General features: G+C 52.1%; 16 protein-coding genes. 6 read left to right on the plus strand and 10 right to left on the minus strand.

Annotated elements, in window-relative coordinates:
* Positions 1 to 3 precede the first annotated feature (3 nt).
* The 6 genes from pcaH to PGR79_RS01785 all read left to right on the plus strand — a co-directional run bounded on the left by pcaH (position 4) and on the right by PGR79_RS01785 (position 5,904).
* On the plus strand, positions 4 to 744 hold the full coding sequence (gene pcaH, locus PGR79_RS01760; protein WP_430920946.1) for a protocatechuate 3,4-dioxygenase subunit beta: 741 nt from the start codon (positions 4 to 6) through the stop codon (positions 742 to 744).
* Positions 741 to 1,361, plus strand: coding sequence for a protocatechuate 3,4-dioxygenase subunit alpha (gene pcaG, locus PGR79_RS01765; RefSeq protein ID WP_087859503.1), 621 nt, complete (start codon positions 741 to 743; stop codon positions 1,359 to 1,361). Before pcaH ends, pcaG begins: the two co-directional genes overlap by 4 nt.
* Before the next feature lie 178 nt (positions 1,362 to 1,539).
* Positions 1,540 to 2,463, plus strand: a complete 924-nt coding sequence (locus PGR79_RS01770; RefSeq protein WP_045382604.1) for a LysR substrate-binding domain-containing protein — start codon at positions 1,540 to 1,542, stop codon at positions 2,461 to 2,463.
* Positions 2,464 to 2,763: 300 nt separating this feature from the next.
* Positions 2,764 to 5,136, plus strand: coding sequence for a glucose/quinate/shikimate family membrane-bound PQQ-dependent dehydrogenase (locus PGR79_RS01775; RefSeq protein ID WP_430920948.1), 2,373 nt, complete (start codon positions 2,764 to 2,766; stop codon positions 5,134 to 5,136).
* 83 nt (positions 5,137 to 5,219) lie between these two features.
* Positions 5,220 to 5,534 carry a hypothetical protein gene (locus PGR79_RS01780; protein ID WP_430920950.1) on the plus strand — a complete coding sequence of 105 codons (315 nt, stop codon included), beginning with the start codon at positions 5,220 to 5,222 and terminating at the stop codon, positions 5,532 to 5,534.
* Between the two features lie 91 nt (positions 5,535 to 5,625).
* Positions 5,626 to 5,904, plus strand: a complete 279-nt coding sequence (locus tag PGR79_RS01785) for a hypothetical protein (protein ID WP_213316179.1) — start codon at positions 5,626 to 5,628, stop codon at positions 5,902 to 5,904.
* Positions 5,905 to 5,960: 56 nt separating this feature from the next.
* On the opposite strand, the gene PGR79_RS01790 is transcribed toward PGR79_RS01785, so the two are convergent.
* The 10 genes from PGR79_RS01790 to PGR79_RS01835 form a co-directional block, all read right to left on the minus strand.
* On the minus strand, positions 5,961 to 7,079 hold the full coding sequence (locus PGR79_RS01790) for an S-(hydroxymethyl)glutathione dehydrogenase/class III alcohol dehydrogenase (RefSeq protein ID WP_045393936.1): 1,119 nt from the start codon (positions 7,077 to 7,079) through the stop codon (positions 5,961 to 5,963).
* 23 nt (positions 7,080 to 7,102) lie between these two features.
* Complete coding sequence (locus PGR79_RS01795; protein ID WP_015705585.1) at positions 7,103 to 7,378, minus strand: metal/formaldehyde-sensitive transcriptional repressor; 276 nt, start codon at positions 7,376 to 7,378, stop codon at positions 7,103 to 7,105.
* 103 nt (positions 7,379 to 7,481) lie between these two features.
* A complete protein-coding gene (locus PGR79_RS01800) occupies positions 7,482 to 7,955 on the minus strand; it encodes a GNAT family N-acetyltransferase (protein WP_113373253.1) in 474 nt (157 codons plus the stop codon).
* 15 nt (positions 7,956 to 7,970) lie between these two features.
* Positions 7,971 to 9,353: a 4-hydroxyphenylacetate permease gene (hpaX, locus tag PGR79_RS01805; protein WP_064736508.1), complete on the minus strand. Its 1,383-nt coding sequence runs from the start codon at positions 9,351 to 9,353 to the stop codon at positions 7,971 to 7,973.
* A gap of 285 nt (positions 9,354 to 9,638) precedes the next feature.
* Positions 9,639 to 10,166: a cytochrome b561 gene (gene cybB, locus PGR79_RS01810; protein ID WP_113373252.1), complete on the minus strand. Its 528-nt coding sequence runs from the start codon at positions 10,164 to 10,166 to the stop codon at positions 9,639 to 9,641.
* A 142-nt stretch (positions 10,167 to 10,308) separates the two neighbouring features.
* On the minus strand, positions 10,309 to 11,211 hold the full coding sequence (locus tag PGR79_RS01815; protein WP_113373251.1) for an endonuclease/exonuclease/phosphatase family protein: 903 nt from the start codon (positions 11,209 to 11,211) through the stop codon (positions 10,309 to 10,311).
* Between the two features lie 268 nt (positions 11,212 to 11,479).
* Complete coding sequence (locus PGR79_RS01820) at positions 11,480 to 13,591, minus strand: peptidase domain-containing ABC transporter (RefSeq protein WP_113373250.1); 2,112 nt, start codon at positions 13,589 to 13,591, stop codon at positions 11,480 to 11,482.
* Positions 13,581 to 14,858: an HlyD family secretion protein gene (locus PGR79_RS01825; protein WP_087859491.1), complete on the minus strand. Its 1,278-nt coding sequence runs from the start codon at positions 14,856 to 14,858 to the stop codon at positions 13,581 to 13,583. Before PGR79_RS01825 ends, PGR79_RS01820 begins: the two co-directional genes overlap by 11 nt.
* 18 nt (positions 14,859 to 14,876) lie before the next feature.
* Entirely contained in the window at positions 14,877 to 15,575 is a 699-nt protein-coding gene (locus PGR79_RS01830) for a CPBP family intramembrane glutamic endopeptidase (RefSeq protein WP_087859490.1), read from the minus strand.
* 177 nt (positions 15,576 to 15,752) lie between these two features.
* Positions 15,753 to 16,070, minus strand: coding sequence for a colicin V family bacteriocin (locus PGR79_RS01835; RefSeq protein WP_042894619.1), 318 nt, complete (start codon positions 16,068 to 16,070; stop codon positions 15,753 to 15,755).
* Positions 16,071 to 16,077: the final 7 nt, after the last annotated feature.

The following is a 16,077-nucleotide window of genomic DNA, read 5'->3' on the forward strand; positions in this document are numbered from 1 at the left end:
CCTATGAATAATAAATGGTCACCGCGCGAGGTCGTACATCGCGATTACAATAGCCATCCGCCGGCACTGGCGCCGGGATACAAAACCAGTGTGCTACGCTCGCCGCGCAATGCGCTCATCTCCCTGCAAAATTCACTTTCTGAGATTACCGGCCCGGTGTTCAGCAGCGAAGACCTTGGTCCGCTGGATAACGATCTCATTCTCAACTACGCCAAAGACGACCTGCCGATTGGCGAACGAATTATCGTCCACGGTTACGTGCGCGACGGCTTTGGCCGGCCAATGAAAAATACGCTGGTCGAAGTGTGGCAGGCCAATGCCGGCGGCCGTTACCGTCATAAGAAAGACCAGTATCTGGCGCCGATTGACCCCAACTTCGGCGGCTGCGGACGGGTACTGACCGATGAAAACGGTTATTACTGTTTTCGCACGATCAAACCCGGCCCCTACCCGTGGCGTAATCAGGTTAGCGACTGGCGACCGGCGCATATTCACTTTTCGCTCTCCGGCGATGCCTGGGCGCAGCGGCTGATTACCCAAATGTACTTTGAAGGCGATCCGCTTATTAAACAGTGTCCGATTGTCAGAACCATCAATAACGATGATGCCGTGCGTACCCTGATTGCCGAACTGGATACCCACGCCGCCGTGCCGCTCGATAGCCTGGCCTATCGTTTTGACCTTGTGCTGCGCGGTCACCGCGCCACGCTGTTCGAAAATCGTACTCAAGGGGCCGCCCAATGAAAGACTATTTAGCTGAAACCGCCTCGCAGACTGCCGGGCCCTATGTGCATATTGGTCTGGCGCCGGACGCTGCCGGGTTTCATATTTTTGAGAAAAACTTTGGCCCCAACTTAGTGAGCGCGGAAACCAAAGGCCAACGTATTACGATTGAAGGACGGGTTTTCGATGGTTCCGGAACGCCGGTACGCGACGTGCTGCTGGAACTCTGGCAGGCTAACGCCGACGGGCGTTATAACCATCCCGACGACCGCCAGCAGAGCAAGGCTCTGGACCCCAACTTTCGCGGCTGGGGCCGCACGTGTTCAGACTTTGCATCCGGCGTCTGGCGCTTTCAAACCATCAAACCCGGCGCGGTCGTCGGCCGTGACGGACGTGTGATGGCGCCGCACCTCAATCTGTGGGTGGTGGCGCGGGGTATCAACATTGGCCTGAATACGCGGATGTATTTCGCTGATGAACAGGCGGCAAATGAACAGGATCCGGTACTGAATCTGATTGAGTGGGAAGTTCGCCGCCAGACGCTTATCGCGCAACGTGAAGTGCGTGGAGATGAAATCGTCTACCGCTTTGATATTTATTTACAGGGCGATAAAGAGACCGTGTTCTTCGATATTTAATTTCCCACCAAAATAACTCCCTTTTTCCTTGCCCCGTCGACCACGGGGCTTTTTAACGCGCCTGACAGAAATGACTTGTAAGACAATAAGATCAAATGTTAATAATATTTTGCTAACTAGTTATCAAAATTAAACAACTTCGCTTGCTACCGAGACAGCTCTGTTTTTAACATCGATTATGGAAAAAAATGGTCTCTTCAGTCAGCGCATTCGCTTGCGCCATTTACATACTTTTGTCGCCGTCGCACAACAGGGAACCCTGGGGCGGGCGGCAGAAACCCTGAATCTTAGCCAACCTGCGCTATCAAAAACCCTCAACGAGCTTGAGCAGTTGACCGGTACCCGGCTCTTTGAGCGCGGGCGGCTTGGCGCGCAGTTGACACTGGTTGGCGAACAGTTTCTTACCCATGCGGTCAAGGTGCTGGATGCCCTCAATACCGCGGGCCAGGCTCTCAATCGTAAAGAGGGCATGAATAGCGATGTGGTACGAATTGGCGCCCTGCCAACCGCAGCGCTCGGTATTTTGCCTACGGTGATTGGTCAATTTCATAAACAGCAAAAAGACATCACCTTACAGGTCGCCACCATGAATAACACCATGCTGCTGGCGGGGCTGAAATCCGGCGATGTCGATATTGGTATTGGGCGCATGTCCGATCCGGAGCTCATGAGCGGCCTCAACTATGAACTGCTGTTTCTTGAATCGCTAAAACTGGTCGTCCGCCCCGGCCACCCGCTACTGCAGGAGACGGTAACGCTCAGCCGGGTGATGGAATGGCCGGTAGTGGTCTCACCAAAAGGGACCATTCCGCGGCAGAATGCGGAAACGCTACTGCAAAGCCAGGGCTGTAAAATTCCCCCCGGCTGTATTGAAACGCTGTCGGCCTCGCTTTCGCGCCAGCTCACCGTCGATTACGACTATGTCTGGTTCGTCCCTTCCGGCGCGGTGAAAGACGATCTGCGTCGCGGTTTGTTAACCTCATTACCTATCGCCACCGAAGGCGCCGGCGAGCCGATCGGTATTCTTACCCGGGTGGACGCCAGCTTGTCGCAGGGGGCGCAAACTCTACTGAGCGCGATACGCAAATCCATGCCTGCCTGACCCTCAATGGCCGTTACCCCGAATCAACACATTGGGGTAACGGCACCGCTACGTTCATTCTTCTGCCACTTAATATATACATTGCGCTAATCAATTAGTGCGAAATCATTCATTAACATTTGCGCTCATTTCATTAACAGATTTATCATAGCCATGATTTCACCATTTGGTTCATGTGAAATGAATTCATCTTTTGAAATCACCTTTATGAAGCTTTGCAGAGCTTCACTCAAAAGCAATTTCCATTTGCACTTGATTCATTTGGTACACGCCTGGCAAGGGGTGGTATAAGGAGACAACATGGCTACGGGCAACGTGCCGCGCGGATTCCCCCGGATCCTGCAGTGGCTACTCGCCGGACTGATGTTAATCATCGGTCTGGCAATCGGCATTTTAGGCGCCAAACTGGCAAGCGTCGGCGGCACCTGGTATTTCGCCATTATGGGACTGGTGATGGTTATCGCCTCCCTGCTTATTTTCCGCAATCGTCGCGGCGGTATCGTTCTTTATGCCGTCGCCTTCGCAGCTTCCATTGTTTGGGCTATCAGCGACGCAGGCTGGACCTACTGGCCGCTGTTCTCACGCCTGTTTGCGCTTGGCGTTCTGGCTTTTCTGTGCGCCATTGTTTGGCCTTTCCTTTCCAGCGCTCCGGCCAAAAAAGGCGCGGCCTTCACCCTCGCGGGCGTGCTGGCCGTGGTACTGCTGGTCAGCTTTGGCTGGATGTTCAAATCCCAGCCGCTGGTCAGCGCCAGCGAACCCGTGCCGGTAAAACCGGTACAGCCAGGTGAAGAACAAAAAAACTGGGAGCACTGGGGTAATACCACACACGGCGACCGTTTCGCCGCGTTGGATCAGATCAATAAAAACAATATCAACCGGCTACAGGTTGCCTGGATTGCCCATACCGGCGATATTCCGCAGAGTAACGGTTCCGGCGCGGAAGACCAGAATACGCCGCTACAGATTGGCGATACACTCTATGTATGTACGCCATATAGCAAAGTCCTGGCGCTGGATGTCGATAGCGGCAAAGAAAAATGGCGCTATGACTCAAAAGCAACGGCGCCGAACTGGCAACGTTGCCGCGGTTTAGGCTATTACGAAGATAGCCAGGCACAGGCTAATGCCGTTGCCGGGACTCAGCCTGCCGCCTGTGCCCGCCGCCTGTTCCTGCCGACTACCGATGCGCGTCTGATCGCAATCGATGCCGATACTGGTAAAGCCTGTGAAGCATTTGGCGAACACGGTACCGTCGATCTCAGCGTCGGCATGGGGGAAATCAAACCTGGTTATTATCAGCAGACCTCTACCCCGCTGGTGGCCGGTAACCTTGTTGTCGTTGGTGGTCGCATCGCGGATAACTACTCCACCGGTGAACCACCGGGCGTAGTTCGCGCTTTTGACGTGCATACCGGTAAACTGGCCTGGGCCTGGGATCCGGGTAATCCGCAGCTGACCGGCGTACCTCCGGAAGGACAAACCTACACGCGCGGGACGCCGAACGTCTGGTCCGCAATGTCTTACGATGCCAAACTGAATCTTATTTATCTGCCAACCGGTAACGCCACGCCAGATTTCTTCGGCGGCGAACGTACGGCGCTGGATGATAAATACAGCTCATCAATCGTTGCGGTCGATGCGACCACCGGTAAAGTGCGCTGGCATTTCCAGACCACCCATCACGATCTGTGGGACTTCGACCTGCCTTCGCAACCGCTGCTGTACGATCTGCCGGACGGTAAAGGCGGTACGACGCCGGTACTGGTGCAAACCAGCAAGCAGGGCATGATCTTTATGCTTAACCGCGCGACGGGCGAACCGGTGGCGAAAGTGGAAGAACGTCCGGTCCCGGCTGGTAACGTTAAAGGTGAACGCTACTCGCCGACGCAACCGTACTCCGTCGGCATGCCGATGATCGGCAACGAAACGTTGAAAGAATCGGATATGTGGGGCGCCACCCCGGTTGACCTGCTGCTGTGCCGTATTCAGTTCAAAGAGATGCGCCATCAGGGTGTCTTTACACCGCCGGGTGAAGACCGCTCCCTGCAATATCCGGGCTCGCTTGGCGGAATGAACTGGGGCAGCGTGTCGGTCGATCCGAATAACGGCCTGATGTTCGTCAATGACATGCGCCTTGGACTGGCTAACTACATGGTGCCGCGAGCGAAAGTGGCCAAAGATGCCAGCGGTATCGAAATGGGTATCGTACCGATGGAAGGTACGCCGTATGGCGCAATGCGTGAGCGTTTCCTGTCACCGCTGGGTATCCCCTGCCAGAAGCCGCCGTTCGGCACCATGTCGGCGGTCGATCTGAAAAGCGGTAAGCTGGTCTGGCAGGTTCCGGTGGGTACGGTAGAAGATACCGGTCCGTTGGGTATCCGCATGCATATGCCGATCCCTATCGGCATGCCAACGCTGGGAGCTTCGCTGTCTACCCAGTCTGGTCTGCTGTTCTTCGCCGGCACCCAGGATTTCTATCTGCGCGCCTTTGATACCGCCAACGGCAAAGAGATTTGGAAATCTCGCCTACCGGTGGGCAGCCAATCCGGCCCGATGACCTACGTTTCACCGAAAACCGGTAAGCAGTACATCATTATCAACGCCGGCGGCGCGCGTCAGTCTCCCGATCGCGGCGATTACATCATCGCTTACGCTTTACCCGATCAAAAATAAAACCAGGGCCCCGTTCAGGGGCCTTTCTTTATCTCCCCGGTTTCAGATTCCATTTAGGCGCCGATCTTCAGGCTTTTGTTACTATGGAAGCTCATTTCTCAGGCTGGATAAACAGGGAGGAAGCCATCATGGTTTTGATGAAAGGCTCAAGCGCGCTGCTTTTGGCCGCGTTACTATCGGGATGCGCCAACGAGGAACCACCACAGCTTTATCGCCACGACTTTGTGTTGAAGAATCCGCATACGGGTATGCCGCTGCCCTATCTCCCTTACCAAATCACCACGCCAGACGGTATAGTCTTTAAGGGCAGAACCGATAAAAACGGTTTAACCGTAGAAGCGATATCGACTATGCCGGGAGAATTTAAGATCAATATGAGCCCTGAGTCAGCACTATAAGTTTCTTCGGCAGGTTCTGATTTTAGAATGTTTTATTACGTTATGTTATTATTGCGAAGAGTTATCAATAACAACATGACAAGGATAAAAGATGAAAGGAGCCCTCTATCACCTGCCGATCGGCGCACTCTTATTAGCCGCAACCACCTCGGCCCAGGCGCTGAAAGCGCCAGAAGTGGATTTACGCGACCCGACGCTGTGGGAAGAGAAAAAGGTCAATCCGCTAAACGATGTCTCGGTCCCCTGCGAAGTGGCAAACGGCCCGGATTGTCCCATCTGGGAAGATCAAAAGTCCGATATTCAGCGTGAGAGAGAGCGGCGGGAGCAGCGACGTTGGCAATCCGGCTATGAGCACTGGCGCAAGTATTAACGCAACCAGAAGTCAACCCGGGCGATAGATGGCCCGGGTTTCGCTATCAGCAATACTTAGTTATCACCGAAGTGAATAACCGTACGAATCGATTTACCTTCATGCATCAGATCGAAGGCTTCGTTGATCTGGTCGAGCGGCAACCGGTGGGTGATAAACGGATCGAGGCGAATCTTACCCGCCATCGCGTCTTCAACCATTCCCGGTAGCTGGCTACGCCCTTTCACCCCACCGAAGGCGGATCCGCGCCATACCCGGCCGGTGACTAACTGGAACGGACGGGTCTTGATTTCCTGACCGGCGCCCGCGACACCGATGATGACGCTCTCACCCCAACCTTTATGGCAGCACTCCAGCGCCGCGCGCATGACGTTGACGTTACCGATACATTCAAAACTGAAATCAACGCCGCCATCGGTTAGCTCGACAATCACGTCCTGAATCGGTTTATCGTAGTCGTTCGGGTTGATAAAGTCGGTGGCGCCCATCTCTTTGGCGAGGGTAAATTTATCCGGATTAGTGTCGACCGCCAAAATGCGTCCGGCTTTCGCCTGCACCGCGCCCTGAATCACCGCCAGGCCAATACCGCCCAGCCCGAACACCGCGACGCTGTCTCCCTCTTTCACCTTCGCGGTATTATGTACCGCGCCGATACCGGTGGTGACGCCGCAGCCCAACAGACACACTTTTTCCAGCGGCGCCTGCGGGTTAACTTTTGCCAGAGAAATCTCGGCGCAAACGGTGTATTCGCTGAAGGTGCTGGTGCCCATATAGTGATAAATCGGCTCGCCGTTATAGGAGAATCGCGTGGTGCCATCCGGCATCAGACCTTTCCCCTGCGTGGCGCGAACCGCCTGGCAGAGGTTAGTTTTGCCAGACTTGCAGAATTTGCATTCGCCGCACTCGGCGGTATACAGCGGAATAACGTGATCGCCAGGTTTCAGGCTGGTCACGCCCTCGCCGACTTCAACGACGATACCGCCGCCTTCATGGCCCAACACCGCCGGGAACACGCCTTCCGGATCGTCGCCAGAGAGAGTAAAAGCATCGGTGTGGCAAACGCCGGTGTGGGTGATTTTTACCAGAACTTCGCCTTTCTTTGGCGGCGCGACGTCAATCTCCACGATTTTTAACGGCTGACCGGGGCCAAAGGCAACTGCTGCACGTGATTTCATACTGTCCATTCCTCGTCGTGATTTTATTTTAAATAGGATCGTAGCAGGTGACCGACTTCCGCCATGCGGGCGGCGCGTTGGTCCGGGGTGGTATCGCCGCTAACCAGTTCATCCTGCAGATGCATCTCCACCAGCTCGCCCATCAAACCGTTGGCGGCGCCGCGAATGGAGGCAATCTGTTGCAGGATAGTCATGCAGGGTTCGCCGGACTCCAGCGCGCGTTCCAGCGCTTCAACCTGCCCGCGAATACGGCGTACGCGGCTAAGCGCACGCTTCTTGTCTTCTGGTGAATGTGGCACGAGATGCCCTCCATATCATATAGGGGGGTATACTATATTTATTTAGTTAAAGTGGCAAATTGAAACGCCGCTAACAACCATAGCATAGCGGCGCAGGTTTACCTTAATCGAGAGTGAGGCTCATGGCTATACAGCGTAGCTCGGCGTTGGCCATTTTCGAATAATGGCTCTTTTCGCCCTGTGAAACAAAGCCATGGCGTAGATAAAAGCCCGCCGCATTGGGGGTCGCCTCAAGCGTAATGGTTTCGAGCCCCCGTCGGCGAGCTTCGGCAATAACCGCCGCCATGATCAAATCCGCGCATCCCTGCCCGCTCCACTCCGGCAGCGTAAAGATCGCTTCCACGCTTAAGGACTCAATATCGAGATAGCCGGTCGCGATAGGTTGGCCCAGCGTATTTTCCACGATATAAAACGGATTATCGGCAACGGCGTGACGATACCCCTCGGGCATCTGTTCCGGCGTCCAGGCGTGAATCACTTCAGCGCCATAGCTTTGACGACAGCCATGGCGAATCGCCTGATTACGGATATTCCACAACGCAGGGGCTTCATCGGGTACCGCGCGTCTCACTCTCATCGCTACTCCTGTTTTTTATGGCGTCGCTCGCGGACGGCTGGCCTTCATTGGGATGCGCGATACCACCAGCGCCCCCAAAACCAGGAACCCGGCAACGAGGTAAAATCCGGCGTTAAAGCTGCCGGTTAAATCCTTCAGCCAGCCGAATAATAGCGGACTCATGGCCGATCCCATATTACCCGTCGCGTTAATCACCGCAATGCCGATCGCTCGTGAGCGCAGGCTGATGGACTGATCTGGCGTGGTCCAGAAAATCACCATCGCCGCATAGGCTCCTGCCGAGGCCATAATTACCCCCAACAGTTGCATCACGCTATTTGCCCCGTGCGCCGCCAGCATCCAGCCCGCGGCGGCAAACAGATAGGGCAATAACGTGTGCAGCTTACGTTCCTGTAAGCGGTCAGAACGTTTACTCCACCAAATCATCGCCACAATGGTACAGATATGTGGTACGGCGCTAAGCAAACCGATGGCGATATTGCTGCTGCCCTGATTAAAGCTCTTGAGGATCAGCGGCGTCCAGACGCTGAGCGCGCTTAAGGTATTACAGAGAAAGAAATAGGCCAGCGTATACATCAACACCACCGGGGTGAAGACGTCGCGCCAGAGGCTGCCTTTCCCCTGCTGCAGCGCGCTCAGGCTGGCGCTACCGTTCGGTTGTACCAGTCGTAGTTTGTCCTTCTCCATCATTTCGCCAAGGCAACGTTTGTCCTCATCGGTGAGCCATTTGGCCTTTTGCGGACTGTCGTCAAGATAGAACCAGACTACCGCCCCCAGCAGCACCGATGGAAATCCTTCCAGCAGGAACAGCCACTGCCAGCCTTTAAGCGCCAGCATGCCATCCATACTGAGAATATAGCCGGAGACCAGCGACCCCAGCGCCATCGTCACCGGCATGGCAATCATAAACAGCGCATTAGCACGCGCTCGGTAGTACGCCGGGAACCAGTAGGTTAAGTAGAGCAGAAGCCCCGGAAGAAAGCCGGCTTCGGCAATCCCCACCAGCATGCGCAGCAGATACAGGCTATTTGGCCCGGTCGCGAACATGGTCGCGGTCGATGCTATCCCCCAAACCACCATAATGCTGGCGATCCAGCGGCGGGCGCCAACGATCCCCAGCATGATGTTACTGGGAATACCGAAGATGACATACATCGCGTAGAACAACGTCGTCGCGAGGCCGAACATGGTGCTACTCAGTCCCAAATCCTGGCTCATGGTGAGCCCGGCAAAGCCGATATTGATACGATCAAGAAATGAAAAGATAAAAAGCAGAAACAGAAAAGGAATTAAGCGACGGAACAATTTATTGATAACCACCTGTTCGCGCGGGCTCAAGCGTTCAGCGCCCCCCGCATCGGCGACAGGAGGGGAAGTGGCCGGTATATTATCGGTCATGTCAGGTTTTCCTTTTGCTCATCGGTATTGAAAATGCAGGCGTTTTAGCCAATGACGCTGCGGATACCGCTGAACGTGCCTGGGTGTCGTTTCGACGACCTCCCGGCTGGATTCAATCCACCGCACTGAGATTCTTATAGAACCTTTCGTTTCGTTTAGACATTTTTATTTACATACTCGATACAAATTTGCAGCATAAGTAACATTTCACGAATCATTTATTGGCGAGTTAACGGAAACAAAAAACCCGCCGGTTGGCGGGTTCAGGCATGTCAGGCGTAGTACTCAACGCTTGCGCGGCATCATGCGCAGCAGCGTATTATCTTTCCATAAATAGTGATGCAGCAGCGCCGCCAGCGCGTGCAGGCCAATCACGAAATAGCCGATATTGGCAAGTAAGCCGTGCAGCCCCTTAAGGCTGTCGACCAAAGCGAAGTTGCTTTGCGCCGCAAAGGGCATCGTCAGACCGAAAGCAAACCACGGGTTACCGCGGTAATACATCATTGCCATGCCAATCGACGGTAGCGCGATAAACAGCAGATATATCACCAGATGGCCAAGATGGGCGAAACCGGTCATCATCGGCGAGGGTTTAGGAACAATCGGCGGCGCCGGAGACTTCAGGCGCACCAGCAGTCGTGCAATCATCAACACAAAAATGGAAATGCCGCAGGAGACATGGATCATGTTTATCACCGGACGGTCGCTGCGCGGGAAAAAACCGCGCAGTTCCATCGCCGCGTAGGCGACGACAACCAGTAAAAAGACCAGCCAGTGAATTCCTATCTGCAGGCCAGAATATTTATCGCGCATGAATAAACCTTATTGGAAGTGTGATGTTGTTAACATAACCGCCTTCCCTTAAATTTTCATTAACCTTTACCGAGGCTTAAAAAACAGCGTTAGCGCGAATTGAATAGCATCAGGGCTCTTTTGCAAAGAGCCCTGGGCGATGTTACTGCTCGGTGAGTTGCAGTTCAGCAATGACCGGCAGATGGTCACTGGCCGCTGACCAGTTAAATTCCGTCGAGTTATGCGGAATCTCCAGCTTCTTCACATCCCACTTTTGCCCTTTGAAGGTGAAAATATGGTCGATATCAATAGCCGGGTTAACGGCAGGCCAGCTACGCGTATCCGTCCCCTGCTTCGACACTTCGTTAAAGAAATAACCGATCTCTTTCACCGGCTGTTCTTCACGGGTTGAATTGAAATCGCCGGCCAGGATCTTAATTGAAGAAGCGATATCTTTAAAATCAGACGCCGCATCGCCAATACTCAAATCGAGAAGATAACGAGCCTGCTCTGTACGCATGGAGGGATCTTTTTGCCAGTCGAGATGGGTCACCATAATAATCGGCGCGGAATCAAAACCCGGTACATCAACCTGCGCCAGTAGCGCCACGCGCTGTTCCGCATTGCCTGACGGCAGCTTCACCACCTGAGAATGCAGGATTTTGTATTTTGACAGCAGCCCCAGCCCGTACTCTCCGCCGTCAAAATCAAGCGCTTTACCAAAGGCATAATGCATATTGTTGGCATCGGCAATCGTCTTAAGCTGATCGATTTTCTGGCTGCGCTGGGTTTTGTTATCGACTTCCGGAACGGCGATAATATCGGCGTTAATTTTTTTAATCGCTGAATTAAGTGCCGTAAAATCGGCCACATTATCAGAAGCTTCATTCTTGCCAATATTATAGGTTGCTATACGTAGTTTCGGCTGATGCTGGGTATAGACTTTATCCGGCACCCCGCCTTTTTGTACCGCAAGTATTTCATTACCAGCAAGTTTCTCAGCTGCCTGGACGTTGGCCGCCAGACAAGCCAGCGCCACCATAGTCAGTGCAATGCTCTTTTTCATTGGTATGCTATTCCCCTTGTTTAAGTATTCTTATATTAAGGGTACCGAGTGAAGACATTGATTATCGTGATGTATAGCGCAAACTTATAACGCAGAGTGAATTAAGTATCCCGAAAGATTTGAGGTTATCCACAAAACGAGTCGGTATCAGATCGCATAGTTTGTGGATAACTCGCTACAGGCCCCGTCACTCCAGCCATCCCGCCTTGTGTTCATTATTCAACCACATAGCGAACCAAATGCCCGCAATAGAGTAGGATATTGGCTGTTAATCGGATTCGCCGAGGGTGATGATTCTGTCCGCGGTTTGCAGGGTCGTTTCACGGTGAGCAATAATTATTCGGGTTATATTCAACTTTTTCATTGCCAGACTGACGTCTTTTTCACACTCTGCGTCCAGTGCGCTGGTGGCTTCATCCATGAATAATATATCCGGACGGCGGTAAAGCGCCCGGGCAATAAAAATCCTCTGTCTCTGTCCCCCAGATAGCCCCTCCCCCAGTTCTCCGATTAACGTCTCATACCCCATTGGCAGAGCCAATATCACGTCATGAATGCTGCTTGTCCGGGCACATTCTCTCATCCAGGCATCATCAACATTTTCAGTGAATCCGCAGATATTCTCCCGAATAGAGCCAGAAAACAGCCGGTCATCCTGCATCACGCAGGCGATCAAGCGATGATAGTTATTTATACCCAGTTGCCTGATATCCGTACCATTCATTAAGACAGCCCCTGATATCGGTTCAGACAAGCCGCACAGTACTTTAAGCAGCGTGGTTTTCCCCGAACCAGAGGGCCCGGTAATGGCCACACTCTCGCCTGCTCGAATCCTGAAACTGAGGCCGCTAAAGACGGGTGCTGACTGGCTGTCGTAACGGAAGCTTAGCGCTTTAATCTCCAGGCTGGCCGGAGACATGGTTGCCTTTAATCCTGAATCTGGTTTTCTTTCTTCCTTTTCATTCAACGCGATATCCGAAATCCTTTCGTTATGCAGGCTCATCATACGCAGCTGTAATAAGAAGTTGACCAGCGATCCTACCCGGTCAGAAAACTGTGCGCGGAATGCGCCAAATGCCACAAACATGCCGATGGTCATTTGGTTCTCCATAACCAGACTGATGCCCAGCCACAGAATAGTCACCTGATCGCACGTCGCCACAAACGTGTTAATGCCGCCGAAGAACATATCAAGACGGCTGAGTCTGATACCGGTATTGATGGCATCAATCTTCAGGTTCAGCCAGTGGCTCCCACGCCGTTCTGCCATTCCCTGCATTTTAACCGTAGCTATTCCGTAGAGTGTTTCCATAAAATATGAACCAGCACGGGCTCCGGCGATTAACGCTTCTTCCGACAGCTGACGGTACCGGCTATAGGTCAATATACGAATGAAGACATATACCGCTGTAAAGCCCAGTACAAAAACCGTCAATTTTCCACCGTACAGGATAAGCATCAACAAGAGACCGGCAACCATGATGCTGTCCATCATTGCCCCCACCACACTGGTTGTAAACGTGGCGCGAAGCGTATCCAACGAGCTGAAGCGGGAGTGAATATCGCCCATCTTTCGTCGCTCAAAATAGGTCAACGGCAACTGAAGCAGATGACGGAATAGCCCCGACTGCCATTGCACATTTATCAATGACTCCATCGCAAGGGATGACCATGCGCGGATCACGCTAACCAAAGTACGCCCCAAAATAAAAAACATCAGGACTCCACAGATAAGCATGAGCAGTCCCCGGTCATTCGCAGGAATAGCATGATCCATTACCAATTGGGTACCGACAGGCATCACCAGGCCGATAGCTTCAATAATCAGCGACAGACAGAAAATTTTGCTCAGTACGCCCCGGATACCCTGCACGCTGCTGATTAACGCCCGTATTCCGATTCGGCTTTTTATCGTTTCCTGCACAAATGTACTGCCGGGCCAGACCTCCAGCGCCACTCCGGTGAAGCACTGTGACATTTCATCGGTCCCGACAGTTCTTCGCCCCCTGGCTGGATCATGAAGCACGAAGCGATTCTTACGTACGCTGACGAGCACCACGAAATGATTAAAATTCCAGTGCAGGATACAGGGCATTCTGAGAGCATTAAGTTCATGGAGATCCAGTGACAATGCCCGGCTTTCCATCCCTAACTCAATCCCGGTTTGCTGAACACTGGCAAGCGAGGCTCCACGGGCAGACAGATTTATTTGGCGACGTAGGGCGATCAGGTCGATATTACGACCATAATGTCCGCATATCATCGCCAGACAGGCCAGTCCACATTCTGACGTTTCTGTCTGATGAACGACCGGGACTCGCCGCCGAAATTTCAGATCCAATTTCTCCTCGATGGATGATATGAAGTGGTTACGGTTCATGAATCGGCCCCGTAACACTGCGCTTCATATCGTAGAATGGCGAGAGCATCCACTGATAGATTTTACGTTTTTCCAGAAATAACGTGCTCTGTGCCTTCATGCCATTTTCCAGAGGCAGACGCTTGCCGGCGTAGCTGACAGCCTGCTTTTCTGGACTAATCACAACTTTGTAGTAAGCAGCCGCACCTGCCGCAGAGTTAATCGGGGCGGTCGTATAGGTCTGCATTTCGCGGTAGGAGGCTGGCGTCCGGGAAATGAGTGTGACTTTTGCCGAGAACTGACCAAATTTTTCAGCCGGAAAGGCTTCGTAGCGTATATTCACCCTATCACCGACTGAAATATATGGAACGGCTTCATTGGGTACCCAAAGAACCAAATAATAGCGTTGTATTTTTTCTGGAATTATCTGCAGCAGACTGTCGCCTTCGCTGACCATCTGACCTGGGGTGACGCTTAATGAATCAATTTTGCCGTCTGATGAGGCACGAATGATAATATCGCCTCCCGCATCAGTATTAATCCGCTCTTTCTGTAGCTCATAACGCTGCAGTTCCATCTGATAAACCCGATTGTCAAATTCCGCCGCCTGCGTCTGAATTTGACTTTCCAGATTGGTTAACTGTAGAGCATTTTGTTCATGCTGCGCGCTCAGGCTGAGCAAACTATTATGCTGCTGGTAGTACAAGGCCACCAGACTGGTTAACTGGTCTTTATTAATCAACCCCTGCTGCTGGTACCGTCGGTAATTATCCATGTTATTTTTCATTAATTTTATTCCCTCCTCAGCGCGCCTGACAATGCCTGCCGAGCGTTCAAAAGAGGCGCTATACTGTATTTTCTGTTGCTCAAGCATCCGCAAAGTGGTTTCCTTACTCTCTCTAAGGCGAGTGATAATCTCGGCGATGCGCTTCAATTGGTTTTCGATATCCTGTCGTTGAGTCTCATTGACCACGCCTCTACGTGTACTTTTACTGACATCAATTTGATAAACAGGATCACCCTTTTTTACAGGGTCCCCTTCCCGGACGAACTGTGTCGCGACAAATCCCTGGACACCGGAATAGACATTAACCGGTCTCGGCCAGGTGGTAACTTCACCTTGCACGCTAATACGTCGTGTATAAGTGCCGGTGCTAATTAAAACAATGAAGCAGACGAAAAAAAGCGCGCTGGTAATTATAACCAGCCGAGAGGAGAGTCCCGGTAGTAATACTGCTTTGCCACACCATGTTTTATCCCTGTTTTCGAGCGCTTCCTTACGAAACATATTTCATTCCCGCTATGGCTAAGCCTCTCCGGAATACTGGAGGAATGACACATACTGAATACCAATTACGACCGCGTTCATCAGCGCATGAAGAATAATTGGCATCAGTATTCCGCCGGTTTTTATTCTCCCGATAACCAGCATCAGCGAAACCAGAAATAATATCAGGAACGATCGCCAGTCTATGTACTGTAAATGACAGGCTGAAAATACAACAGACACAGCGACAGCCGCCGCATAATTGTTATTACCGAGCCAGTATTTAAACACACTGAAAAGACAGCCGCGGAAGACCATCTCTTCATAAACAGGAACCAATAGAATCATCACAATGGCATTTAGCCAGAATACATGCCCATCCAGTCGCATCTGTGAAGCTGACCAGTTTTCAGTCTGATAGCCTGCAGTGACAAAAGGCAACAGAAATTGGATCAACAGAATACACAGGAAAAGTATAATAAAAATGCCGAAACGAAAATTCCCTCTCCCCATGCCCTCGCGTTTGTAGAAATAGAGATAATAAAGGGGGGCAATTGCCAGAAACTCCAGTCCGAAAAGTAGTGGATAGAGATATCCCGTTATCATAAGGTCTTTGCTGCCCTCGAAAAAAAGTGGCAAACATGTGATGCCAAAAAATAGCGCAAACATGGCAAAACAGCCGGTTACGGCTTTGTTTCTTGCAATATTGTACTCGCGGTTATATCCGTCAACGTTCATTTTTTATTCCATCGGCGCCAAAAGGCGTGGACGACTCCCACTCGACTGACAAACTTTAATTATGGCTAGTTTTAAAGGTTAAGAGATGGAAGAGCTGATAACATGCTCTTCCATACGCTAACAGCTATCCTTATTCGCTTTTAGACTGGTTTATACCCGTACGCCAATCAGCATCTGTCAGTAACAAATATCATTGAGGTTATTCGGACTCCAGTAGCATTCTCTGCCTGCTGCTGCATTCCACGCTTCGGATGGAAGGTTAGCTGGTTTTTGTTTGAGCGTTCCGCCCAAACCAGATGGGGACATCGCTGGGTCCGGTGTTTTTGTTGCAGCCCAGTCATAAACCTGTCCCCCTGCGATCCCACCGGTTATGGCACCAGGAGTTCCGCCTACAAATGTGCCAGCTCCAGCGCCGATTCCCTGAGCAATTTCCCGCCCAATATCCCCCCCTGCACCGGAGACCATACCCAACTGTTTATTTGTCAGCTCTTTCATCTTTCAT

This window comes from Klebsiella sp. 141161, assembly GCF_050600815.1.
Lineage (GTDB): Bacteria > Pseudomonadota > Gammaproteobacteria > Enterobacterales > Enterobacteriaceae > Klebsiella > Klebsiella aerogenes.